The organism is Rothia sp. HMSC062H08 (genome assembly GCF_001810775.1).
In the GTDB taxonomy this organism is placed as follows: Bacteria; Actinomycetota; Actinomycetes; order Actinomycetales; family Micrococcaceae; genus Rothia.
Genome location: NZ_KV802674.1, coordinates 142,878 through 167,027, shown reverse-complemented (window position 1 = coordinate 167,027; position 24,150 = coordinate 142,878). Strand labels below are relative to the sequence as shown.

The 24,150-nt window shown below is 59.8% G+C and carries 15 protein-coding genes; 9 read left to right on the top strand and 6 right to left on the bottom strand.

Annotated features, from left to right (window positions below; genetic code table 11):
* The coding region (locus tag HMPREF2765_RS07915; protein WP_070605149.1) for a S8 family serine peptidase at window positions 1-3,677 on the bottom strand (3,677 nt) is incomplete at its 3' end.
* 234 nt (window positions 3,678-3,911) lie between these two features.
* On the bottom strand, window positions 3,912-7,859 hold the full coding sequence (locus HMPREF2765_RS07910) for a S8 family serine peptidase (RefSeq protein ID WP_371440735.1): 3,948 nt from the start codon (window positions 7,857-7,859) through the stop codon (window positions 3,912-3,914).
* Window positions 7,860-8,259: 400 nt separating this feature from the next.
* Between HMPREF2765_RS07910 and HMPREF2765_RS07905 the strand changes: the two genes are divergently transcribed.
* The 6 genes from HMPREF2765_RS07905 to HMPREF2765_RS07875 all read left to right on the top strand — a co-directional run bounded on the left by HMPREF2765_RS07905 (window position 8,260) and on the right by HMPREF2765_RS07875 (window position 15,497).
* On the top strand, window positions 8,260-8,931 hold the full coding sequence (locus tag HMPREF2765_RS07905; protein WP_049340154.1) for a hypothetical protein: 672 nt from the start codon (window positions 8,260-8,262) through the stop codon (window positions 8,929-8,931).
* Window positions 8,928-9,578 carry a hypothetical protein gene (locus HMPREF2765_RS07900; RefSeq protein WP_049340156.1) on the top strand — a complete coding sequence of 217 codons (651 nt, stop codon included), beginning with the start codon at window positions 8,928-8,930 and terminating at the stop codon, window positions 9,576-9,578. Before HMPREF2765_RS07905 ends, HMPREF2765_RS07900 begins: the two co-directional genes overlap by 4 nt.
* A 1,263-nt stretch (window positions 9,579-10,841) precedes the next feature.
* Window positions 10,842-12,011: a pyruvate ferredoxin oxidoreductase gene (locus HMPREF2765_RS07890; RefSeq protein ID WP_070605143.1), complete on the top strand. Its 1,170-nt coding sequence runs from the start codon at window positions 10,842-10,844 to the stop codon at window positions 12,009-12,011.
* A gap of 277 nt (window positions 12,012-12,288) precedes the next feature.
* A complete protein-coding gene (locus HMPREF2765_RS07885; RefSeq protein WP_012904287.1) occupies window positions 12,289-12,759 on the top strand; it encodes a DUF4870 domain-containing protein in 471 nt (156 codons plus the stop codon).
* Between the two features lie 236 nt (window positions 12,760-12,995).
* On the top strand, window positions 12,996-14,288 hold the full coding sequence (locus HMPREF2765_RS07880) for an adenylosuccinate synthase (RefSeq protein WP_049338292.1): 1,293 nt from the start codon (window positions 12,996-12,998) through the stop codon (window positions 14,286-14,288).
* Between the two features lie 171 nt (window positions 14,289-14,459).
* Window positions 14,460-15,497: a magnesium and cobalt transport protein CorA gene (locus HMPREF2765_RS07875; protein WP_049354414.1), complete on the top strand. Its 1,038-nt coding sequence runs from the start codon at window positions 14,460-14,462 to the stop codon at window positions 15,495-15,497.
* Between the two features lie 37 nt (window positions 15,498-15,534).
* Here HMPREF2765_RS07875 and HMPREF2765_RS07870 read toward each other — a convergent pair whose 3' ends face one another.
* The 3 genes from HMPREF2765_RS07870 to HMPREF2765_RS07860 all read right to left on the bottom strand — a co-directional run bounded on the left by HMPREF2765_RS07870 (window position 15,535) and on the right by HMPREF2765_RS07860 (window position 18,872).
* A complete protein-coding gene (locus HMPREF2765_RS07870; RefSeq protein WP_070605142.1) occupies window positions 15,535-16,218 on the bottom strand; it encodes an integrase in 684 nt (227 codons plus the stop codon).
* Window positions 16,219-16,504: 286 nt separating this feature from the next.
* The gene (locus HMPREF2765_RS07865) at window positions 16,505-17,557 is read right to left on the bottom strand and encodes a FecCD family ABC transporter permease (RefSeq protein ID WP_070599210.1); all 1,053 of its coding nucleotides are present in this window, start codon (window positions 17,555-17,557) and stop codon (window positions 16,505-16,507) included.
* Between the two features lie 25 nt (window positions 17,558-17,582).
* Window positions 17,583-18,872 carry a FecCD family ABC transporter permease gene (locus tag HMPREF2765_RS07860; RefSeq protein ID WP_070605139.1) on the bottom strand — a complete coding sequence of 430 codons (1,290 nt, stop codon included), beginning with the start codon at window positions 18,870-18,872 and terminating at the stop codon, window positions 17,583-17,585.
* 123 nt (window positions 18,873-18,995) lie between these two features.
* On the opposite strand from HMPREF2765_RS07860, the gene HMPREF2765_RS07855 reads away from it, so the two are divergent.
* The 3 genes from HMPREF2765_RS07855 (at window position 18,996) to HMPREF2765_RS07845 (ending at window position 22,163) form a co-directional block, all read left to right on the top strand.
* Window positions 18,996-20,015: an ABC transporter substrate-binding protein gene (locus tag HMPREF2765_RS07855; protein WP_070605202.1), complete on the top strand. Its 1,020-nt coding sequence runs from the start codon at window positions 18,996-18,998 to the stop codon at window positions 20,013-20,015.
* A 286-nt stretch (window positions 20,016-20,301) separates the two neighbouring features.
* A complete protein-coding gene (locus tag HMPREF2765_RS07850; protein ID WP_070605136.1) occupies window positions 20,302-21,201 on the top strand; it encodes a YwqG family protein in 900 nt (299 codons plus the stop codon).
* 41 nt (window positions 21,202-21,242) lie between these two features.
* Window positions 21,243-22,163, top strand: a complete 921-nt coding sequence (locus tag HMPREF2765_RS07845; protein WP_070605134.1) for a YwqG family protein — start codon at window positions 21,243-21,245, stop codon at window positions 22,161-22,163.
* 92 nt (window positions 22,164-22,255) lie between these two features.
* Here HMPREF2765_RS07845 and HMPREF2765_RS07840 read toward each other — a convergent pair whose 3' ends face one another.
* Window positions 22,256-23,857, bottom strand: a complete 1,602-nt coding sequence (locus tag HMPREF2765_RS07840) for an ATP-binding protein (RefSeq protein ID WP_070605131.1) — start codon at window positions 23,855-23,857, stop codon at window positions 22,256-22,258.
* Window positions 23,858-24,150 lie beyond the last annotated feature (293 nt).

Here is a 24,150-nt window from a genome sequence, read left to right as displayed (position 1 = left end):
TGAGCCTTCATCCACTCAATCTCCTTGTAGTAGGGGTGGTTGAGCGGAACATCCGAGAAGCTCGGGGTGGACGGTGCGGTGTACTGCGGCGAGCCGCTCATACGGTAGAAGTACGCAGCCATGGTTGCGCGGTCCATATTGTTCAGCGGGCGGAAGGTGCCGTCCTGGTAGCCGCGGTCAATCTGGCGGGCAGCGATCCACGTGATTTCACGGTAGAACTGGTTATCCGCCGGAACGTCGGTGAAGCGTGCATCGTGGATGGTGCGAGCCACCTTCACGACCTGCGCACGGTCGCCAGCGGCAACACCGTTAGCGGTCTTACGGCCGCTCAGGTCACCGGTCGCGTTGTGCATGTGCAGGAACAGAGCCTGACGCTCCTTGTTGTTGTTCTTGCGGTGAACGGTCAGCTGACCGCCGTCACGGTCCACGAACAGGCCGGGCACGCCCGACTCCTCACCGGTGAACCAAACACCGGGGTTGAAGGGGGAGTACTCGATAGCCGAGGTGGTGTCCACGTAGGAGTTACCCTCGTTGTGCCAGGTGTCGGTCTGCACCGTGTACTTGATGCTCTGAGCCTTCTCAGCGGTCAGGCCCAGGTCCTTCAGCGGTACACCCAGAATCATAGTGTTGGTGTCCATGATGTTGGTGTCGGTGTCGCCCCAGGCGCTGTTCAGCGGGTAGCGAGCCACCACGGTGGATGCGTTACCGGAGATGGACCAGACCTTCACCAGCGGGTAGTCCAGACCCTTCTCGCGGGTCACCTCCAGAACGTAATCTGCGGCGGAGTCGTTGTTCGTATCAATCTGCACCTGCACCTGACGTCCCCAGTGCATAGTGTCCCAAGTACCCCAGGTCGAAATACCGAAGAACAGAGAACCATCGTTCGGGTTCTTACCGGCAGCCTTCAACGCCGGAGCGTCCGAGGCGGCACCCACATACTGCAGGTCAACAGACTGGTTCGACGGCAGCTTCAGCTGACCGGACGGAATGCGGTCACTGACCGCACCCAGCTCAAACGCACCCAGCAGCGAACGGTAACCGCCCTGGTTCAGGGTCGTACCGCGCAGAGTCACCGTGGACTCCTTATCTGCAGTGCCTTTGTAGTCAATACGGGACGCATCAACACGCATCTTCGAGACGGGCTTCGGTGCCACGTGAATCGACTGGCGGATCGCCTCGCGACCATTCTCAGAGAAAATCAGGCGACCAGAAGCGCTCGCAATGTACTGGCGCTTACCGGCAGCCAGAGTCTTACCGTTCGTCCAGTCCTGAGCGACCTGGTCGGCGCTCATTGCCGGGTCCATGGTCTTCTCCAGCTTGGACGGGTCAATACGCACGGTCACGGTCACGTTCTTACGCTCACCGGCACCCACGCTCACCTGCTGCGGGTAGGAGTACTCCACACCCGGGATGGTCGTGCTTGCCTCGTAGCTCAGAGTGTAGGTGTGAGCCTGCGAATCGGTGTTGTCCAGCACGATTTCACGCTGAACAGTCTGAATACCCGAATCGGGGGTATACTCCAGCACACCAAACGCGGTCGAAACACGCTCGGGGGTCTTCGCATCGTATGCGATAACCTTCGCGTCCACGGCGGCGCGAGCATTCACCATGCCCGTACCCACACGATCCACCGCGTACTGCGCACCCTGCTCATTCTTGATCGGGGTGGACGCGCCGTTCATCAGCGCAGCCTTAATCATCTGCGGGTTGTAATCCTGATGCGCCTGCATCACCAGAGCGGCAACACCGGCAACATGCGGGGTCGCCATGGAGGTACCGGTGAAGGAAACACCCTTATTACCCATACCCACAGCGGCAGACACAATCTCAGTACCCGGTGCCGCAAGGTCAGGCTTAATGAAGCCGTCAGAACCGTGCTGACCGCGAGCACTCGAGGAATTCAAATCAAAAGCGTGCGAGTGAGGACCGCGGCCCGAAGCCTTGTAGTCCAGGTTCATCTCAACGGTCACCGGACCGGCAGCCAGAGCCTTCTCCAGGTCCTTCGTCGAAGAAGCAGTCAGACGCAGACCCGGAATGGTCGCATTACCACCAATGCCGATGGTGTAGCGCTCAGCCTTACCGGCCATCACCACGCCAACACCGCCGGCAGCCTGAACGTTATCGAAACGCACCTTCGAACCGCACGGGAACGTCAAATCGTCCTGATCCCACTCGAAGTAAACCCACTTACCCTTCAAAGCCTTCGCCTCTTCAGCAGTGAAAGCCTCGCAAGCGTAACGGTTACGCTTCGGCGCGGCAACAACCTCGCCGCGCAACTGATCGGCGGACGCCTTCGAATAATCGAAGTTCACCGAATAATCACCCTGCAACCACTCCAAACCAGTCTTCGTGGTCACGCGGGCACGGTCAATCGGCTGAGTGGAGCCGTAGGCGTTCGCCACCGACAGCGCCGCAGCAGCATTCGCCGGGCTACCCGAATCGGAGTAGGTGTCACCCACACCGTTGTAGTTATTGGCGTTACCGGCAGCAGCCACAGTGAACACACCCTGGCGCGCCATCGTATTAATCATGTACGACTCAGGGTCGTCAGCCGGGGCGAACTCGCCACCGAGCGACAGGTTCACAATGTCGGCGCGGTCAGAGAAATCACCGTCACCATTCGGGTCCATCACGGTATCAAGCGCCTTCATCACAACACTCGAATTGCCGTAGCAGCCGAACACACGAATCGCCAAAATCTGAGCATCAGGAGCAGTACCGGGGCCAATGGACATGCCCTTCAGCTGCTCCTCCGTCAGGTTCTTGTAATCGCCACGGTAAGTCGTACCGTTCGCCGTCACACCATAACCGGCGGCAGTACCCGCCACGTGCGTGCCGTGACCGCCAGAACCGAAACCATCCGGGCGGCAATCCAGCGGGTTATTATCCGGCTGCGGAGTCGACTTCTCAGCCACCGACGCATTGTAGTCATCACCGACCAAATCAATGCCGCCAATGAACTTATTACGATCAATCAGACCCGAATCAGCGGACGGAAGCTCCGTCATCGCCTTAGCCTTCAGGTACGAATCCACCGTACCGGGGCCACCAAAATCAGCGTGCGTATAGTCAACACCAGAGTCAACAACCGCAATCTTCACGCCCTTACCCGTGTACCCCGTATTCTCACGAGTCCACGTGGCAAGAGTCTTCGTATCAATCTCGCTACCGGAGTTCATACGCTCCTTCGCGATAATCGGCGAAATACGCTCCACATCCGGGCGCTCCGCCAACGCACGAATCTGCGCAGCATCACCAGTAATCGCCGCACCACGCATCGCATTATGCGTGGTGTACATCAGCTTCGCGCCAGAAGCAGCCGCCACAGACTGAGCCTGCGACTGCACCTGAGCTGCAATAGCCTGCACCTGCGCCTGACGGTTCGCCGGCGCCTCCTTACGTGCCAGAACAGCCGCGGACTGGGTCTGCTCATACGCGCCCTTGCCCTTGAACTGCACATACACGGTGATTTGGCCTTCAGCCTTCTGCAGGCCCGGGCTGATACGCGAGGCAGCGTCACCGGATGCGCTCGCAGTGCTTCCTTCGACCTGCTGGGGGCTCTGAGCGTGAGCTGCAGAGAAAGTGGCGGGAACGCCGAGAGTAAGGGCAAGAGCCGCACTCAAACCGGTCGCACCGACAGCCTTCATTCTGCGGCGTGGCGCATGAGGCGTTGTCATGGAATCCTCCTTCGGATTTTCTATTTTTCGATGGTGCTGTGTGCTCTGTGGTTGTGTATCGGTGATGTGCGGAGGCGGCCCCACCGGCAGACGACGAGTGAGTGCATCCGCCGGTGAAACCGCCACCAAAACTTGAGAGGTTCCGGGGTCTTCAGGCCCCGGAGCCTGCCGGTTCCAGGTACCCCTCCCACCCCATGCAGGAGGTGGGAGAGGACCCGAACCATTCGCTACCGTCTAGCGGCCGGCCTGGTTAGCAACCTTCTCGGTGTAGCGGTAGATGAACGCAGCCATTGCGTCGCGGGCAATGGGGGTCACCGGGCGGTAGGTGCCGTCCGGCCAGCCGGTGCTGATGCCCTTCGAAGCCAGCCACGTGATTTCACGGTAGAACTGGTTATCGGTGGAAACATCGCTGAAGTGGCTGGTTGCGGGCAGATCCACGTGCGGGGAACCCGCTGCACGGTAGAAGAACGCAGCCATGGCGTCACGGTTCACCGGTGCGGAGGGGCGGAACGTGCCGTCCGAGTAGCCGGTGGTGATGCCCTGAGCCTTCATCCACTCAATCTCCTTGTAGAAGGGGTGCGTGGTGGGCACGTCCTTGAAGCTCGGAGTGGAGGGGGCAGTGAACTGCGGGGAACCCTGCATGCGGTAGAAGAACGCCGCCATTGCGCCACGTTCCACGGACTCCAGCGGGCGGTAGGTGCCGTCCGGGTAGCCGGTGGTGATGCGACGCTGAGCCAACCAAGAAATCTCAGTGTAGAACTGGTCGGTGTTCTTCACATCGCTAAAGCGGGACGGAGTGATGTACTCGGTCTGCTGCTCCTTGATGTTCAGCACCTCGGCGCGGTTGCCCTTGGCGCCGTTGGTGCCGGAGAGGTCGCCGGTGCCGTTGTGCAGGTGCAGCAGCAGCGCCTTGGCGGGTGCGCCGGATTCGCCGAGCGCGGGGATCGCGTCAGCGGAGCGGTGCGCCGTCAGGGTGGTGGTGGAGGCATCCGGGTGGAGGCCAGCCACGGCGGAGGAGTCGCCGCTGAACCACAGCTTGGGGCTGAAGGGACGGTACTTGATCCAGCCGGTTTCGCTGACGTTACCCCACTCGTACTGGGTGGTTGCGCTGACTCGGTACTGGATGTCCGGGTTGTTTGCGCTGGTCAGGCCCAGGTCCTTGAGGGGTGCACCCATGATGAGGGTGTTGGTGTCCATCATGTTGGTGTCCACATCACCCCAGGCGCCGTTGAGCGGGTAGTAGCCGAGCTCGACGAGGTTGCCGTTCTTGTAGCCGTAGAGGCGAACCAGCGGGTAGTCCAGACCCTTAGCGCGGTCGGTGACCAGCTTGTAGTCGGCGCGGTTGTTGCCGTCGGTGTCGATTTCTACGGTGAAGGTGTTCTCGTAGGAGACAACATCCCAGTTCGCCCAGGTGGAGATACCGAAGCGCAGGGTGCCGTCATCAGCGTTGCCGCCGGCTGCCTTCAGCGCGGGCGCATCCGAGGAAGCACCGACGTACTGCAGGTTCGCCTTAACGTTGCTGTTCAGCGACAGGGAGGTGGGAGCCACACGGTCCACGCTCGCACCGTACTCGAACGCGCCGAGCAGGGAGCGGTAGCCGCCCTGGTTGACCTCGGTGCCGCGCAGCGAAATCTGGGACTTGGTCCAGCCGGTGTCTGCCTTCTGAGCCTCGTCGCTGGAGGGCTTCTGGGTGAAGGTGACGGTGTCTTCGGCAGCGTGCATGGTGCTCACGGGCTTGGGTGCCACGTGAACGGGCAGACGCAGCGCCTTGGTGCCGTCTTCGGTGAGGACGAGTCGGCCGGATGCGCTGGCAATGTACTGACGGTACTGTTCGGGAACGGTTTCGTTGCCGGTGTAGTAGTCAGTTGCGTTCTGGGTGGTGTCCATTGCTGCGTCGCGGGTCTTCTCCAGCTTGGACGGGTCGATGCGCACGGTGACTTCGAACTTCTTAGTTTCACCGGGTGCGAGGGTGACCGCGGAGGGGAAGGAGTATTCCACGCCGGGAATATTAGTGCTTTCAGCGTAGGACAGGGCGTAGGTGTGCGCTACGGAGTCGGTGTTCTCGACCGTCACCTCACGGGTGAGGGTCTGAACGCCAGCATCCGGTGCGTACTCGAGCACGCCGAAGCTCAGGGACACGGTACCGCTCTTGTCAGCGTTGTAGACGAGGGACTTCGACTGCACGGCAGCGAGGGTGTCGACTCGTCCGGCGCCCACACGGTCCACCGCGTATGCGGCACCGGATTCGGTGCGCACATCGTGGGTTGCGGTGTTCATGAGGGCGGACTTGACCTGTGCGGGGGTGTAGGTCGGGTGGCTCTGCATGACCAGGGCGGCGGAACCGGTCACGTAGGGTGCCGCCATGGAGGTGCCGCTGAAGGTCACGGAGTTGTTACCGGTCGCTACCGCCGCGGAGGTGATGTACGAGCCGGGTGCCGCAATGTCGGGCTTGGTGTAGCCGTAGCTACCGTGGAAGCCGCGGGCACTCATGGGGTTCAGCTGATCCAGCTTGCCGGTGTCCACGCGCAGGGAGGACTTCAGCTCGTTGCCGAGGCGCACGGTCAGGGGCTTACCTGCCGCTTCTGCTGCGGTGATCTGTGCACGCAGGTCCTTAGCGGCGGATGCTGCCAGGCGGAAGCCGGGCAGGGTATCGTTACCGGCAATACCCAGGCCGGGTTCTTCGTCATTGCCTGCAAGCAGCACGCCCTTGGCGCCTGCCGCCTCCAGGTTGTCGAAGCGCACCTTGGAGCCGCAGGCGAGCTCACCGTCGTCTTTAGCCCAGTCGATGAGCACCCACTTGCCCTTTACAGCTGCCGCTTCGTCGGCGCTGAGGGCGTTGCAGGCGTAGCGGTTGTTCTCGGAGATTGCGGTGAGTTCACCGGTGAATTCCTTGGTGCCCGCCTGTGCCCAGGGGTAGGAGACGCTGTAATCGCCGCGTACCTTGCGGGTGGTGCCGGTGGCGGGGTCGGTCAGCTCTGCCGCATCCACAGCACGGGTGGAGCCGTAGGCGTTAGCTACGGTGATTGCGCTGGCTGCGGTGGCGGGGTGACCGGAGTTGGAGTAGGTGTCGCCGCGCAGGCTGTAGTCGTTGGCGTTACCCGCGGAGATCACGGAGAGCACGCCGGCGCGGGTGAGCGCGTCAACGGCGTAGGCTTCGGGGTCGTCCTGCGGGGAGAATTCGCCGCCGAGGGACATGTTGACCACGTTCACGCGGTCGGAGAAGTCGCCGTCACCGTTGGGGTCAAGAGTGCGGTCGAGCGCCTCGATAACGACGTTGGTGCTACCGCTGCAGCCGAAGACGCGGAAGGCGTAGATTTCAGCGTCGGGGGCGACGCCGGGGCCAATCTTCATGGTCTTGAGCTGCTCTGCGGTGAGCTTGCTGTAGTCGCCGGTGAAGGTGGTGCCATCGGCGTTCACGCCGTAGCCTGCCGCGGTGCCCGCCACGTGGGTGCCGTGGCCGCCGGTGGTGCAGTCGAGCGGGTTGCCGTCGGGAACAGCGGTGTTGCTGCCGTCGTAGGCGTCACCAACGAGGTCGTAGCCGCCAGCAACCTTGGTGCGGTTGATGAGCCCGGAGTCTGCGGAGGGCAGCTCGGTGAGTTTGGATGCCTTCTCGTAGTCTTCGAGCTTGCCGCTACCGCCGAAGTCGGTGTGGGTGTAGTCGATGCCGGAGTCGATGACGGCGATCTTCACGCCCTTGCCGGTGTATCCGCCCGCGCCAGCGGGGTTGGTGGTGCCGGTCCAGGTGGCGAGGGAGCCTGCGTCAATGGCGGCGCCCGCGTTCTGGCGGTACTTGGGCAGGATGGGCGAGATCTTCTCTACGTCGGAGCGGTTGGCGAGTGCCTTGATGGACTCGGCGTCACCGCGCACTGCCACGCCGCGTACTGCGTTGTGGGTGGTGTAGAGGACCTGCGCGCCGGACTGGCTGCTGACCTGCTGTGCCTGGCTCTGCACCTGGGAGGCGATTGCCTGCACCTGCGAGCTGGTGTTGACGGGTGCCTGCGTGCCGGCGCGTACGCCTGCGGGCTGGGTCTGTTCAAAGGCGCCCTTACCCTTGAAGCGGACGAAGGCGGTGACGGTGCCGCTGGCGTTCTTCATGCTTTCGCTGAGTACCTGCTTGACGGCGTCGGGGTCTTCCGCGGCGTGGGCGGTGGTGCCCAGGGCTGCGAGGGGGCTCAGTGCCATGCTGAGGGTGAGTAGCCCGCTGCCGATTCGGCGTCGATGCGACCGGCCGCGGGGGGTTGGGGAGGCGGTGTGTGTCACGGTGCTCCTTTGCTTGGCTCCCGGAGTGTTTCTGGGAGGCTTGTGGTGTTGTTCTGGTGGGTTCCAGCTGAACTTGAACACACTAGATGTGAACTAGGATACACCTCAAAATGGCTTGTGAAGCGTTTATTACTCCTAAATGCATCAAATTGTGGACATGTTCGACCCTTTTCTTTTTCACGTTTTTCATTTGCATTTGGGCTCAGGTTCTTTTCAGGTTCGGTTGTTACTGTAAAACCATCTATTGAACATCTATCAAAAATGATGGGATAGGGAGGGTCGAACCATGGTCAAACGACGCATTTCCCCGAAAGAGTCTGTCATGCACAGCTCCCACCTGCTGGCAGCCGGCAGCGCGCTGGAGGTCGAACCGGTCCCGCAGTACGGTCGACCGGGCCCCCTCCTAATTCCCATGAAACTGCTCAACGACCCCTCCGGTCATCAGGGGCAGATGAGCGCGGTCGCCATTCAGCAGCACCTCCCCGACGGGATAGGCCCGCAACGGAAAATCGTCGAGAAAATCTTGGCTGGCCCGGAACACCCGGTGGGCTATGTTCCGCTGAGTGAACAGCTGAAAAACGTGCGGTACACCAGGGCGATTTGGCCTTGTCTGGAGTCCTTGGTTGTGGTTCTCCTGGTGATTCTGCTGAACCCGTTTACGCTCGCTTCTTTGCTCTTTAATTCCCGTGCTACAGACACTGAATTCCTCGAAACAATCGTTCTCTTCCTGGTATTTTCTGGGGGCGTTATAGTTCTCTGGCTTATCCCTATTCTTTGGGCGGGTTTGCTGATCTCTGTGGTGAGTAAAGCAGTACGAAAGATTAGTGCTGCGTTGCGTGAGGGTACGACCTATGAGGATTTCTGGTTTTTCCTCGTGTATAACCGCCCTGTCGACAAGGGCTCCATGTACCGGTACGAGCTGGATGAAGAACCCAATCAGAAAATTATTGGCCCAAAAACACATGCCGCATTGAGCTCTCAGGAGTCGTCATGACCACTAATAACAACCAGCCCATCGAGGACCAGCTGGAGTTCTCGGATGAGCCGGTTCTGCTGATGTCACCGAAGGTCATCCACGGTCGCCCCCGCCCGAGGCTGCGGTGCATCGACAGGGGAGAGGTGCAGGGCATCCTGACCGAGGGCACGTCATCTGCCTGGAAAGTTGGCAAGGTGGTGGGCTATGTTCCCATCGAGAAGTCGCGCGAAACCTTCGACGCGAAGGGCTTCTTCACCGATTGGGACGGCTTCACCTTGTATGTGCTGGGACCGGTACTGCGGATGGCGTTCTGGTCGTCTCTTTTTATCGCGCTGGTGAGTCCGGTGCTCCTCTCCCAGAGCCATATAGAAATCAGTGAAGGCATGGAGCTGGCGCTGATAAATATCTTCGCGCCGTTCTTTTACTTTCCGCCGCTGATTCTGGTTGGGGTCGTTGTAGGAATCTGGTTGCTGTTTCTCAGTGCAGGAAAGTTTCTGAAGGCCGTTGAGGATGCCGTCGAGTCGATGCGCCTGTTCATTGGGCAGCACAAGATTCAGCAGGATTTTCAATTCCGGCTGGTGTACGAGTGCACCCCGCTTGACGGTGGTTCAGCCACGGCGTTGCTGCACCGCATCCTTGAATCGCACCATGAGGAGGAATCATGACCGCCAATAGTAGCCGGGGGATAGCCCCCGCACACTGAACACACAATGTAGACAACACAACAGACACATAACAGCAGACAAGCATTGGAGGAGGTCACCGTGGTGGAGCATAGCGAAGCACCGAAAAACCCTCAGAACCCAACCGAGAAGAGCGATAGCGAGTATCAGCCGCTGTGGGATATGGATCAACCCGCCCCCGAATACTCGGCTTTGCTTCTTCACGGAACGCCGGTTCCCGCACCGACCGGGGATATTCCCGAGCCGGTGAAGGAGGTCCTGGAAATACAGAAGGCTCGTTCTGCATCCGCGCCTGCTGTCCCATCGGTTCCTGCAGCACCTGATTCTGCGGTGCCCAACCCTGCAGCGCCCAATTCTGCGGCGTCTACTCTGGCGGTTTCGGCTCCTGCGCCCTCTGCGCAGGCGGCGAATTTTTTCCCTTCGGCGGAGGGGTACCCGGTGCTGAATCGACCGCTGTATGGCCGCCCGGGCCCCACGATGCGCCGAATGTCCCCCATGGGCACGGATACTGGCGCATCTGCAAACCAGCAGGTGCCAAGTGTGTTTCCTACCTGGCAGGAGGGGAAAGTAGTGGGTACACCGCGACCCATCGGGTATATCTCAGCGACCCCACTTGCGGGCAAGGTGCGTGTATCAGACTTATGGTGGAAAGCCTGGCCTGAGTTCATAGTGCTCTTCTTCGTGGGTGTGGTGTTTAATCCCCTGACTTATCTTCTGCTGGCTACCGTTACAGAGGACCCTCGCTTCGGCGGGTTTGTTTACTATTTCTTCCTGATATTTTCTCTGGCGACATTTGGTCTTCCCCTGTTCTTGTGGGCTGGTGCGCTGATTTTTGCGCTACTCCGAGTGAGCCGAAAGTATCGGGCGCTGAAGTGGAAGGCCATGCCTCTCGGGTCGTTCTGGTTCTACCTGGTGTATGACCGCCTGCCTAGGGACTCCGAGGAAATGCAGGGAATCCTGGGTGCAGCGTCTTCGATGTCTTCGGTGGCGTCAGCCCCTCAGCCGCTGAGTGCCCCGAGCCCTACCTCAAGCTCTGATCCAAACTCAGCGGATGTATCGTAGTCGACTTCCCGTGAGCCCCTGGACTCTGGTAGCGCTGAACCCCCGGCAGTGTTAACACGTGTGTGTTGGCGCTTGTCGGGGGCTTTTTCTCAGCTTTTATCAGGCAGGTTTCAAGGGACTGCCCAGCGCCCGCTGGTACGGTGGTGCCACTAGGAGTATGTCTGGTAAGCGAAGGAGACGACCATGGCAGACCGCCCCACTGAAAAGAAGGAAACTGCAAAGAAGGACGAGGCGTACCAGCCCCTCTGGGACACCGACCAGTCCGTCCCGGAATACATGACGCTACTCATGGGCGAGCAGACGCAGAAAAATGAAGACGCTGAGCTATATGAAGAATCCGACGACGAAGAGCTAGAACACCCCGACCCCGATTATGAATACGTCTACCCGGGTGCCCCCAAGCGCTACGACTCCGCGCGGAAAGACTCAGAAGACGAACCCGAAGACTCTCATGACACCGACAAAATCGACGAGCCGGAAGACACCTCAGAAGATACCTCAGAAGACACCCCGGAAGATACTCACGAATCTCGCAAGGACGACGAGGCGAACCACCCGGTAGCGCTCGCCTCCACTGAACAGGCTCAGCAAGAGCAGGCTCAGGCAACGCACGCCTACGGCGAGTACGTTCGGCTGGAACACCTCGGTCTGCAACCGGGCGCTATTCTGCCGGTCATCCCCGACCCGCTCTTCGGCACCCCCGACTCAAAACTCATCGAAATGCGCCTACTGGACCGCTCCCACGACGAGTCCGCACCCATGCAGGCGTGCGCTGCCCACCTGAACCCGGTCAAGGTTGAGGAGAACCCCATATCGCGGGCAGCAATGATCCAGCCGGTAGGCTACGTTCCCATCAATAATCCGTTTGCTGGCTCCAACATTGAAGAGATCGAGAGTCAGCGCACATTCTGGAAGACCGTGCTTATTGTCCTGCTGATACTGAACCCGTTTGTGCTGGTTCCTCTGGTGAGTATGTTCGATAGTAGTGCTGGCATGTCGATGCTGTTCTTCTTCATCATTATCGGTCTGGGATCGTTGTTTGTGGTGCCGATCCTATGGATTGTGGGTATTGTTCAGGCGGTGAAGCGTAAGAATCAGCTGAGGGAACTCCTCCAGAAAATAGAGACGGCACATGCCGAGTTCTGGTACTACCTGGTGTACAACCGCCTGCCGGAAGGCTACACGGGCGTCAATGGCTTCACGAAGGAAGAAGAGGATTCTTTCTCGGTGTACGAGTTTCTGAAAAAGCAAGAACACGCAAAGCTACGTGAGTCTGCAACACAGCGCGAGGCCTCCGCACTACATGAGCCCGCCGCGCATCCTGCGCTCGCTGATGAAGAGAAACAGGACTAACCTCGGTCAGCCCACACCGTATAACGACCTGCCCCTCCACGTACGTAACACCGCGTGGAGGGGCAGGGGCGTCTTTTTTGTGTCATATTCGGGTTTCTTCGTCTGTTGTCCGGCGAGGGTTAATATTCCATTTACTTTGCCTTGATAGGGTGAAACCATCACGAGCGTTGCGACCAAGTAGAGCGAGGCGGGCACCCTCCGAGAACGGCGAGTTAGCCTGCCGCCGCACCTCAACGATTAGCTGTATCCACTCATCGATAGATTAAGGAAAAGAACGATGTCCCAGAACCCGAACCCTGAACAGTACAACCAGTACTCCCAGCAGGCACCCTCCTACTCGCAGGCGCCGGGTCAGCAGCCCAACGGTTACGTAGTCTCCTCCAAGGACGACCAGAACATGGCGATGCTCGCGCACCTGGCTTCTGCAATTCTGTCTCTGCTGTCCTTCGCATCCGCAAGTATTCTCGCGCCGCTGGTCATGTGGTTCATCTACAAGGACAAGCCCGGTTACTCCTTCACTAAGGAAGCATCCCGCCGCGCGTTCAACTTCAACTTCTCCCTGTGGGTCATCAGCATGGCTTCCTGGCTGCTGATTATTCTGACCTTCGGCATCCTGGGCATCATCCTGTGGGTCGTCCCGATGGTTGTGGCTATCCTGATGGTTATCTTCCACAGCCTGGCTGCTCTGGCCGCAAACCGCGGTGAGCAGTACACCTACCCGATGACCTTCATCGAGATCATCAAGTAGTCTTCATAAGCTCATACCGGTAGCGCCCCCGTCCAAATATCGGATGGGGGCGTTGCCGTGCCCGGTGAGGCTCACCGGCACCGTATCCGGCACGCCTACCGCCCCGTCACACGGGACTTAAAGGGGCGGGCACGGTATCATTAGAAGAGGTGTGCCTACCCGGATCATGAGGCGGTAGGTCGCCGCCGCGCCGTGAAATCCGGTGCGTATCTTCAAGGCTTTCAAGGAGCACAAAAATGTCAGCTGTCGTGATTGTGGGCGCCCAGTGGGGCGATGAGGGTAAGGGTAAGGCAACCGACCTGCTCGGCCCCCGCGTAGACTACGTGGTCAAGCCCAACGGCGGTAACAACGCCGGTCACACCGTGGTGGTGAACGGCCAGAAGTTTGAGCTGAAGCTGCTGCCCGCGGGTATTCTGAGTGATAACGCCGTCCCCGTGATTGGTAACGGCGTGGTTGTTAACCCCGAGGCTCTTTTCGCTGAGATTGACGGCCTTGAGGCCCGCGGCGCTGACACCTCCCGCCTGAAGATTTCCGCTAACGCACACCTGGTCGCACCCTACCACCAGACCATGGACAAGGTGACCGAGCGTTTCCTCGGCAAGCGCGCTATCGGCACCACCGGCCGCGGTATCGGCCCCGCCTACATGGATAAGGTTGGCCGCCTCGGCGTGCGTGTTCAGGACATCCTGGACGAGTCGATCCTGCGTCAGAAGGTTGAAGGCGCACTGCGCCAGAAGAACGAACTGCTGGTGAAGGTCTACAACCGCCGCCACGTTGAGGTTGACGAGATCGTCGAGTACTTCATGTCTTACGCTGAGCGTCTGAAGCCGATGATTGTGGACACCACCCAGCTGCTGAACAAGGCACTGGACGAGGGTAAGACCCTGCTGATGGAGGGTGGCCAGGCAACCTTCCTGGACGTTGACCACGGCACCTACCCGTTCGTGACCTCCTCCAACCCGACCTCCGGCGGTGCGTGCGTCGGTTCGGGTGTGGGCCCGACCCGCATCTCCCGCGTGATCGGTATTCAGAAGGCGTACACTACCCGCGTGGGTGCTGGCCCCTTCCCGACCGAGCTGTTCGATGAGATGGGCGAGTTCCTGCGCACCACCGGCGGCGAGTTCGGTGTGAACACTGGCCGCCCGCGTCGTTGCGGCTGGTACGACGCCGTGCTGGCGCGTCAGGCTGTGCGCATCAACGGTTTCACCGACCTGTTCATCACCAAGCTGGACGTTCTGACCGGCCTGGATAAGATCCCGGTCTGCGTGGCTTACGACGTTGACGGTGTGCGCCACGACGAGATGCCGATGACTCAGACTGAGTTCCACCACGCTAAGCCGATTTTCGAGTACTACGACGGCTGGACTGAGAACATTTCGGATGCGAAGAGCCTGGATGAGCTGCCCGAGAACGCCCGCAAGTACGTGCTGAAGCTGGAAGAGATTTCCGGCTGCCGTATCTCCGCGATTGGTGTGGGCCCGGATCGTGACCAGACTATTGTGGTTCGCGACCTCATCAACGAAGACTAAGCGCAATAGCTCAATACGCGAAAGCCCCCGGAGGCTACCTTACAGGTGCCTTCCGGGGGCTTTTCGTATGCCGGGTGCACGCGCGGTGCATGTGACCGGGCGGGGCGTGTGCCGTATGCTGGAAAGAGCGCCTCGCACACGTGGCGCCACAGCGTTCAGAGGAGTACAACGATGACCTACATTACCGGAGCCATCTACCCCAGCGGAGACCGCATCCGCGTAGGCACACCCGAAGAAGAAACCCTCAACGCCTACCAGCAGCCCAACACCGCCGTAGCCCTCGGATACGCCAACGCCAACATCCACGAACTACACGCCCTGCAAGAAACCTTCAACCTGCACGAACTCGCCATCGAAGACGCCGGACGAGGCCACCAGCGCGCCAAACTAGAACGATACGGCGACTCCCTCTTCACCGTCATCCGCCCCGCCATCTACCTCGACAAAGAAGAAGAAGTGCGCCTCAGCGAACTGCACCTCTTCACCGGCCCCCGCTACACCCTCGCACTCGTCCGCGACGAACAACGCAGCAACCAGCGCATCAACGACCAGTTCAACCTGCTCTACGCCACCCCCGACGCATCCCCCGCCCGACTGCTGCACCGCATCCTCGACAGCACCGTCGACGGGTACGCACCCGTGCTCGATGGCCTCGAAAACGACAACGACGAAATCGAAGACATCCTCTTCTCCACCAACGAGCGGCGAGACGCCAACTCCCTCGCACAGCGCATCTACGAACTGCTCAACCAGGTCATCGACTTCCAGCGTGCCTGCCGACCCCTCGAATCCATGATTGGCCGCATTATCGAAGGGATGCGCACCGGCGCGCTCGACCCCTCACCCTACCCGGGCGTATCCGACGAAGAAAAGAACGAAGAAGCGGTCGAGCTCGCCCGGCAATTCCGCAACGTGCTCGACCACGTAACCCAAACAAAAGAACGCCTCGAAGACCTTCGCAGCTCCCTCGAAAACGCCCTGCGCGTGCACGACACCCTGCTCGGTCAGCAGCAGAACGACGACACCAAGAAAATCTCCGCCTACGCGGCGCTGCTCATGGTGCCCACCATCGTTGGCTCCGTGTACGGCATGAACTTTGAGGTCATGCCTGAACTCAAATGGGAGTTCGGTTACCCCGCCGCGCTGCTACTCATGGTGGGCTCCTGCCTGCTCCTCTACTGGTTCTTCAAGAAGAACAAATGGCTCTGATATGCGCGTATGCCGCATAAGGCATACACGATATACCTTATGCGGCGCGGTCGTACTGGGCACGCATCGCGCGGCGGCAATCACGACGCTCACGTTTGAACTTCTTACACACAGCCTTCGAATCGGCAAACATGTAGAAGTCCTCCGGCTCAGCCGACAGACCCAAAGTTGACAGCTCAACCAGCGACAGCATCGCGTAGAACATCTCACGGCGCAGCTCAAAATTGCAGGCGCCCGGAGCGGACTCCACCGCAAACACGCCGCCGGTGCACTCCAGCGCGCGCATCGCACAGTGCTGAGTCCACAGGTCACCATTGACCGGGCTCACGCCCAGGCGAGTCAATGCCAGGCCGGTACCCTGCACACGCTCAAAGCGCAGGCACATCTCCAAGTCCTTTTCCAGGGGGAACACGAACAGCAGAGCGTTCTGCGCCGCCGCACGCAGCTCAGCCAGGTTCGCCTCGTAACCGGAAGCACCCTGAGTCAGGTGACGCATCACGCGGCCCATCGTCGAAGACGCCGGCGCGTTGCGGAAACACGAACCGTCAGCCACCAGCTGCTCCAGAATGCCGCGGAGCTCCTCCACGTTGAAACGCTCCATACGGACGATGGTGCCCGCCTGCATCAGCAGGTTGAACTCTGCATCACGGCACAGCTGCTCATCGGCGGTGCAGGAAATCTCTGCGTTTGCGTACTGGCTCTCGTGAGTGGTGTTTTCCATGACCGTTCCTTCCGTAGATGCTGAATCAACCTAGCGGCAACACCGCAGGAGACGGCGTGCCCGGTTGGAAGGATCGTCCCTTCCAACACCTACACTCTATGAGCGACCCCTGACACGATAAGCAGTTTTTAATCTACCCCGGGGTAAAACTGGGAAAATTCTGAAAAATTCTGAAACCACCCGTGAAACCCAGTGAAACCGCTCATGAAACCTAGCGAAACAGAGAAAACCGGGTGCCCCCACAGTCGGGAACACCCGGTCACTCATACGGAGTAAGACGGCGCAACTAGCGCTGACGGTACAGCAACCACAGCATATACACGCCACCCAACGCGCCCGTCACCAGGCCCACCGGAATCTGGAACGGCGCCAACGCACGAGCCGACACAAAATCAGCCAGCACCAAAATTACCGAACCCAGCAACGCCGAATGCCACATCGCCATACCCGGAGTGTTCCACAGGCGGCGCGCAATCTGCGGGGCAACCAGCGCCAAGAAACCAATCGGGCCGGCAACAGAAATCGCCACAGCCACCAGGAGTACGGCGGCCGCCACCAGCATGTTCACGGTCCTCTTCACCGGCAGACCCAAACCCGCTGCCAAATCGTCGCCGAGCTCCAAGACGCGCAGGCGATGCGTCAGCATCAGCACCAGCGGAATAGCCACCAGCAGCAGCACCGCCTGCACCGACATCTGATTCCACGACAGCGCATTCAGCGAACCGTGCTGCCAGGTCTTCGCCGCCTCCGCCTTCTCCAAATCACCGCGCGTAATCAGGTAATCATTCACGGAACTGAGCATCGCACTCACCGCAATACCAATCAGCACCATTTTCTGACCCATCGTTGCACCACCGCGCACACCCGCCAGAAGCATCACCACAGCCGCCGTCGCAAAACCGCCAATAATAGCGCCCAGGCCCATACCCACGCCGGTAGAACTCAACGACCCAATCAGCACCACAGACAGGGCCCCGGTCGCCGAACCCACCGTGAAGCCGATAATATCCGGCGAACCCAGAGCATTACGGGAAACGGACTGAAAAATAGCGCCCGACAAACCCAAAGCCGCACCCACCACCACGGCGGCAAGCATACGCGGCAGACGCTGATTCAACACCAGCTGACGCTCAATCTCCGTGCCCTCACCCTGAAAAATCAGGCGAAACACCTGATCAGGGCTCATCTGATAACTACCAAACACCAGGGAGGCGACCGCCGCCACCACAAGCACCGCCACCACCAGCAGAGTACGCGGAATAGGGGTGCGGTAACGCCCAGGGATACGCACAGACCCGGCAACAGCAGACCCGGCTACAGAACGAGACACAACGCTCACAATAAAACCTCTCAGAAACCGGGGCCTACAAACCAGATACGCCAGTCGAACCAGACGAACCACGCGCAACAGGGCGCTGAGCACGATGCGGACCGTGCTCCGACGCATGAGCCGGACCCGATTCATCGTGCGCCTGCGCCTTCTCACCCATGCGGCCCTTCTTCGCACCGCGCGCACCCGTACTCAACCGCAGCACCAGAACCATCAGCACCGGGGCACCAATAAAGGCGGTCACAATACCCACTTCAAGCTCACTCGGCATCACCAGAACGCGACCCAAAATATCGGAGGCAAGTACCAATACCGGGCCGTACACCAGCGACAGCGGCAGAACGCGCGCAATATCGGAACCCACCAGCAGACGCACCACATGCGGCACGACCAGACCCACAAAACCAATCGGGCCCGCAACCGCAGTCGCCGCACCACACAGCGCCATAATCGCAATAATCGTCGCGCCACGGACCAATGTCACCGGCACACCCAGGCCAGCTGCCGCATCCTCACCGAGTGCCAGGGCACGCAGAGGACCAATCAGCATGAAAGAGAGCACCAAACCCAATGCCACAAAGGGCAGCGCAGACAGCACCTGCTCAAAGGTGCGGTTCTCCAGCGAACCCACCACCCAGAAACGGTGCGAATCAAAAGCCTTCGAATTAAACATCGTGATAATGCCGGTAATCGTGCCCAGGCAAGCGTTCACCGCCACACCAGTCAGCACCAGACGCGCCGTCGAATCCAGGTTCGGTTTAGAATCCACCAGGCCCATGACGAACACCAGCGCCGCTGCCAGACCCGAACCCAGTAGAGCCAGCCACAGCTGAACGAACGGGGAGGACACCCCAAAAACGCCCACACCCACCACCACGGAGGCGGCAGCACCCGAGTTCACACCCAGCAGACCCGGCTCAGCCAGCGGGTTACGGCTCAACGCCTGCATGAGCACACCCGACACCGCCAACGCGGCACCCACCAGCAACGCCGCGGCGGTACGCGGGGCACGCTTCGCCCAAATCAGCTTCGACTCAATAGTGTTCGCCTCCGGGTGGAGGAAACCGTCAATGGAGCGATCCAGGGGGAACATGCGCGAACCCACCGCAAACGACAGGGCGCAAAGCAGCACCAGCAGAACGCCGCCAATAATGAGCGCAACCGCCAGACGCGAGATAGACTTGCCGCCCTGACCGCCCGAGGAGGCGCCAGATACGGCGTCCGAAGAAGCGGAGAGGGCACGAATTTTCGCCAGGGAGGCAGCGCTGACGGTGGAGCCTTCGCTGACGGCGGGTCCGGAAGGGGTGGTGGTCTGTGGGGTCATATGCCTTGGAGGTGGTGGGGGAGCGGTGCGCTCCCGTGCGGACGGAGGATGCTTAACGTATCAATAGATGAGTATTAAGTATCGCATATGCATATATGAGGTTATCCTAATAAAATGGCAAATATGACGAATAAGATCACCCGCCGCTCCTTCGGCGCACTCGCACTCGGTTCCTTCGGTGCCCTCGCCCTGGCGGCATGCGGCTCCTCCAACACTTCCGGCTCTTCCTCCGCGTCTGCTTCTGCGACCGGTAAGAAGGTGGCACCCTCCGCCCTGCCCTCCGGCATGGGCACCACCACCGTTGACGGCGAATTCCCCCGCACCGTCAAGCACTTCCGCGGTGAAACCACCATCAAATCCGCACCCTCCAAGGTCGTGATTCTCTCCACCGGTCAGCTCGACGGCGTGCTCTCCCTGGGCATCGTACCCGTCGGCGCGGCAACTGCCGGTGACGCCGACCTGGTCCCCACCTACCTGAAGACCAAGTTCTCCGATAAGTCCGCAGAGCTCGACAAGATTGCCAAGGTCGGCAAGCGCACCGACCCGGACGTTGAGGCCATCGCAAACCTCAAGCCCGACCTGATCCTCATCAACAACACCAACAAGAAGGACGAGCTGTACGAGTCCCTCGCCAAGATCGCGCCGACCGTGGTCACCGAGGGTACCGGCATTAACTGGAAGCAGGACTTCCTGCTGATTGCCGCCGCGCTGGGTACCACCGAGAAGGCTGAGAAGCTTATGGAGGAGTACACCACCAAGGCGAAGTCGGTCGGTCAGAAGGCCGGCACCGAGAAGACCTTCTCCTTCCTGTACGCTTCCGCTGACCGCACCCGCATCTTCGCGAAGTCCTCGTTCGTGGGCTCCATCTGCCAGGATGCGTCCCTGGCACGCCCCGCAGCTGCGCAGGTTGAGAAGACTTCCATCGACCTGAGCTCCGAGCAGCTTGACCAGGCTGACGGCGATTACCTGTTCTACGGTGTGCAGGGCGGTGACGAGTCTAAGCTGACCGGTGAGGCGCTGTGGAGCACCCTCAAGGCTGTTACCGAGAAGCGCGCGCACAGCGTGGATTCTGATATGTTCTTCCTGAACGCTGGCCCGGCTGCCGCGCTTGGCGTTCTGGAGACCATTGAGAAGGCGCTCTAAAGGCTCTAGCCTCTCGTAGAGATTTGTAGAGAATCACTGAGTTCCACCAAGAATCACTGAAGCCCCGCATTCTTGCCTCTCATGCCCGTGCATGAGGGTGAGGAAGCGGGGCTTTCTGCACGCTGTGCACCTGTTTTTTGCCCGCCGGATGCACTTGTGACCGGATTCGGTGCGCGTCCGCCCGAAATAGGGTCTAATGGGGGTAGAAGGCGTAGCGGTACCGTTGCCCGCGCCTGACACACCGAACCTTCCACACCGATTAATTCACCGACGAAATGAGCACGTAATGCCGAAGAATAAGCCCTCCGAAGAGACCCTGGCGCAGGTACGCCGCGTCATCGACGCACTCAACGAGCGTGGCGCCCGCAAGCAGGCAATCCGCCTGAAGGTGACCCGCCCCGATGCACCGCTGCCGCAGACTGCTTCCAAGTTTGGTGGCCGCCCCTACCTGCCCGCCGGGGAGTCTGCGCCGACCAATGAGAAAGGTGAGCCGCTGGGCATGATCGCGCAGATTAACTGTGCCGACCTGCCCGAAAATGATATCTACCCAGCAACCGGTCTGCTGCAGTTCTGGATTAACCCCAACGACGAAAAGTGCTTGTGGGGTTACGACTACAAGAACCCGCTTTCGCAGAAAAACCACCGCGTGGTCTACTACGAGACGTTGGATGAGCCGAACCCGGATGCCCCCTTCCCGACCGTGAATTGGGATAAATACGATTGGCCTCTGGGCCCCGAGGGCGAGGACGTTTCTGAGGCGACCACCGAGTACGCACTTGCCTTCGAGACCTGGGAACAGAGCTTCCTGGACGGTGGCCTCGAAATCTACGACCAGTTCGCTGATGCCTGGGATGAAATGTACCCGGACCAGAAGCTTCCCGAGAACCCGAACGCACGCGATAACGCCTCCTACAACCTGCTGGAGCCCTTCGAATCGGAGGAGAGGGATTACTCGTATATTGGCGGCTACCCTTCGTTCGCGCAGGGTGACCCGCGCGATGAGTTTGAGGAGCTGCGCGGCCACTCGGTGAACCTGCTGACTATCGAGTCGGAGTGGGGCGAGGATGCTGAGGAGGACGTGTACGTGATATGGAGTGATGCCGGTGCAGCGAACTGGCTGATTACCCCGGAGGCACTTGCCGCCCGCGACTTCTCGCAGGTCGTCTTTGAGTGGGCTTGCAGCTAGACACCGTATTACTTTCACATCATCAATGAGGAGACTCTAAAATGCTCGACAACAAGCCGTTCAAGGACATCGAGAAGCAGGCGAAGCACGTTATCGACCTGCTCAACCAGGAGGGTGCCCGCAAGAAGGCTATCGCGCTGAAGCCCTTCGTTCCCGCCGATCCCTTGCCGCAGACTGCCTCCAAGTTTGGTGGCCGCCCCTACCTGCCCGCTGGCGAGTCCGCACCGACCAATGAGAAGGGTGAGCCGCTGGGTATGATTGCGCAGATTAACTGCGCTGACCTGCCCGAAAACGACCTGTACCCCGCCACCGGTCTGCTGCAGTTCTGGATGGACCCGAACGACGAAGAATGCCTGTGGGGTTACGACTACGAGAACCCGCTCTCTCAGAAGAATCACCGCGTCGTCTACTACGAGACGTTGGGCGAACCGAACCCGGACGCCCCGTTCCCGAACGTGGACTGGGACGAAGGCGGTTGGCCCATTGGCGGTTTCGACTGTGAGAGCGGCCCGCTCGAAATTGAGTACGGCATGACCTTTGAGGTGCGTGAGCAGGGTGTGACCGCATCCGGCTACGACTACTATGACCTCTTTGGCAAGAAATGGGATGAAACCTACCCGGATGAGTTGCTGCCCGAGGCGCACAAAAACCCGTATAAGAACCAGCCTCGCCGCGAAGCTATCTACGAGCTGACGGACCCCTTCGAGTCGGATGAAGAGTACTCCCACGTGGGCGGATACCCGTACTTCGTGCAGAATGACCCGCGTGACGAGTTCAAGGAGCTGCGCGGCCACACGGTGAACCTGCTGACTATCGTCTCCGAGTCGGAGAACGAGGAGAACGAAGACGAAGAAATCGAGATCATGTGGGGTGATGCCGGTGCGGCGAACTGGCTGATTACTCCGGAGACGCTTGCCGCCCGCGATTTCTCGCAGGTCGTCTTTGAGTGGGCCTGCGGCTAAGTAAGGTCTTGGCTGAGTAGCCGCAGGGGAGGGAAATAGAGAATAACCGCTCTATTTCCCTCCCCTTTTTGTGTACCTTTTATCGGGCACTTCTAAGCAGCGCGATACTTACGGTTCTTACTACGCGGCGGAGCCGTCGGGACAATCAGCTTCGCCTCCACAAGACTGCGCAGGTCATTCGTAATGGAGGTACGTGAAGCGCCCCGACCCCAATGTTCTTGGATATACGCCGTGGAAACAGCCTCGCCCTGTGCGCGCAGGCCGCGCACAATACCAGCCTGGCGTTCGCTGAGACCATCAAGCGACACGTCGACTCCCGTCGGTTCGACGGCGTCGGCTGAATCTTTGCCCGTGGAATGGGTTGCTTGCTGAGTCTTATCCTCAGGTGTGGTCTTCTGTTCCGTAGAAGACACATCCTGTGGGGGTTGCATCAGAGTGACCTGCACATAGAGTAGACGGTCAGCAAACTGGGGAGCGGGCAGACCCGCCTCCTTCAGCGCGCGCAGAACCGTGGGAATACCCGAAGCCCTGTTCTCCGCAATCAAACGCCCCGTCGCCGGGTCGGGCAGGTCAGTCAGAATGCTCGCCAGGTAGCTATTGCGGGTTGAAGAAACACCGGGCTGACCAAAATCTCGGATAGTCACGGCACCGTAAATACCACCCGGGCTACGCACCACCAGGCGGTTGGTGTAGAGCTCAACCTGCACCTGCGAGCCGCGCGCACCCGGCGAGTAGTCGCGGTGCATGAGGGCGTTAACCAGGAGCTCACGGATAGCCTCCAGCGGATACTCGTAGCGCTCAACCCGCCCGATACCGCTGCTGTTGAGACCCTCCATCGTGGACGTTTTGCGCATATTGCGAACCAAAACGCCCATCGCTTCATCCAGCATGGAGGGGATAGGCCCGGTACAGCTGTGATTGTCTAGGAAACGTCGACCGTCCTCGGTGACCTCACCGAGTTCTTCACCGGGAAGAACAACGACGCTCATCATCAGCTGCGGGAAGAACGCCTGCGGGTAGGAGCCCATGGCGAGAAGCGCCCCAAGAGTGGGCACTTCTCGACCCTCAGAATCGATGCGCAGAATGCGTGCCTGCAGAAGAACCTCACGGTCAGAAAGCGCCGCAAAAACGCGAGGCTGTTCTTCGCGGAGGCGGGCAACGTAGGCGCTGACGAGGGTGGGTGAGAGGTCCTTGAAGCTTGCCTCGCTGACGAGTTCCTCGTCGTAGCGGGGCTGACTGCGGTTCTCTAGGAGGCGGTCAATCTCGTACTTGGTGAGGCGAATATCGGCCTCGCCGACGCGCTGGTAGGAGCCGTTGTACATGCCGTGTGTTTCGATGTAGTAGGGCTTCTGCGTCGGGTCGCCGGGGAGTACGTCGATGCGCACGATACGGTGCTGCTCATCTGCCGCCTCAATTTGAATATCTACCGGGGGTCGAGGCGTGATCTTGGAACGGATTGCCTCAACGGATGCGTCGTGGACTGCCTGTGCATTGAAACCTTCAACCGGTTGCAGACCCTCTGCCGGGTCGGTCAGGCCAAGAAGGATGGTGCCACCGTCGCCGTTAGCGAAGGCGCTAACGGTTTCAAGAACGGACTTAGGGAACCCGCCAGCGGCAGCTTTGACTTCTACCCGCCCGTTTTCAGCCCGGTTATGGCGTAGGTTTTTGATGAGTTCGGCGGTGTTTGTTTCCATGCATGCTCCCGATGGCTACTTCTTGGTGAACGTCATAGCAACGTCATAACAGCATCATAACAATTTCTGTTATGAAGTTGTTATGATCCTGCGATAATGTTGTTATGATGCGATATTTTCCTCGCGCCTTGAACCTTGAAAACCCCGGATTTGCAAGCTAAAACCGGGTATTTTGCCGGCGCTGATTGAGCGCGCATCATAACAGCCGTCATAACAACTTCTGTTATGACAGCTGATATGATGCCCCGTCATAATCCGCAATAAACGACATATAGGTACCCGCACTTGGTGCA

Coding starts and splice junctions, on each gene's coding strand:
- HMPREF2765_RS07900 (WP_049340156.1), top strand. CDS start 8,928: ATGACCACTAATAACAACCAGCCCATCGAGGACCAGCTGGAGTTCTCG.
- HMPREF2765_RS07875 (WP_049354414.1), top strand. CDS start 14,460: ATGACCTACATTACCGGAGCCATCTACCCCAGCGGAGACCGCATCCGC.
- HMPREF2765_RS07905 (WP_049340154.1), top strand. CDS start 8,260: ATGCACAGCTCCCACCTGCTGGCAGCCGGCAGCGCGCTGGAGGTCGAA.
- HMPREF2765_RS07890 (WP_070605143.1), top strand. CDS start 10,842: ATGGCAGACCGCCCCACTGAAAAGAAGGAAACTGCAAAGAAGGACGAG.
- HMPREF2765_RS07840 (WP_070605131.1), bottom strand. CDS start 23,857: ATGGAAACAAACACCGCCGAACTCATCAAAAACCTACGCCATAACCGG.
- HMPREF2765_RS07885 (WP_012904287.1), top strand. CDS start 12,289: ATGTCCCAGAACCCGAACCCTGAACAGTACAACCAGTACTCCCAGCAG.
- HMPREF2765_RS07880 (WP_049338292.1), top strand. CDS start 12,996: ATGTCAGCTGTCGTGATTGTGGGCGCCCAGTGGGGCGATGAGGGTAAG.
- HMPREF2765_RS07845 (WP_070605134.1), top strand. CDS start 21,243: ATGCTCGACAACAAGCCGTTCAAGGACATCGAGAAGCAGGCGAAGCAC.
- HMPREF2765_RS07860 (WP_070605139.1), bottom strand. CDS start 18,872: ATGACCCCACAGACCACCACCCCTTCCGGACCCGCCGTCAGCGAAGGC.
- HMPREF2765_RS07850 (WP_070605136.1), top strand. CDS start 20,302: ATGCCGAAGAATAAGCCCTCCGAAGAGACCCTGGCGCAGGTACGCCGC.
- HMPREF2765_RS07910 (WP_371440735.1), bottom strand. CDS start 7,859: ATGGCACTGAGCCCCCTCGCAGCCCTGGGCACCACCGCCCACGCCGCG.
- HMPREF2765_RS07870 (WP_070605142.1), bottom strand. CDS start 16,218: ATGGAAAACACCACTCACGAGAGCCAGTACGCAAACGCAGAGATTTCC.
- HMPREF2765_RS07855 (WP_070605202.1), top strand. CDS start 18,996: ATGACGAATAAGATCACCCGCCGCTCCTTCGGCGCACTCGCACTCGGT.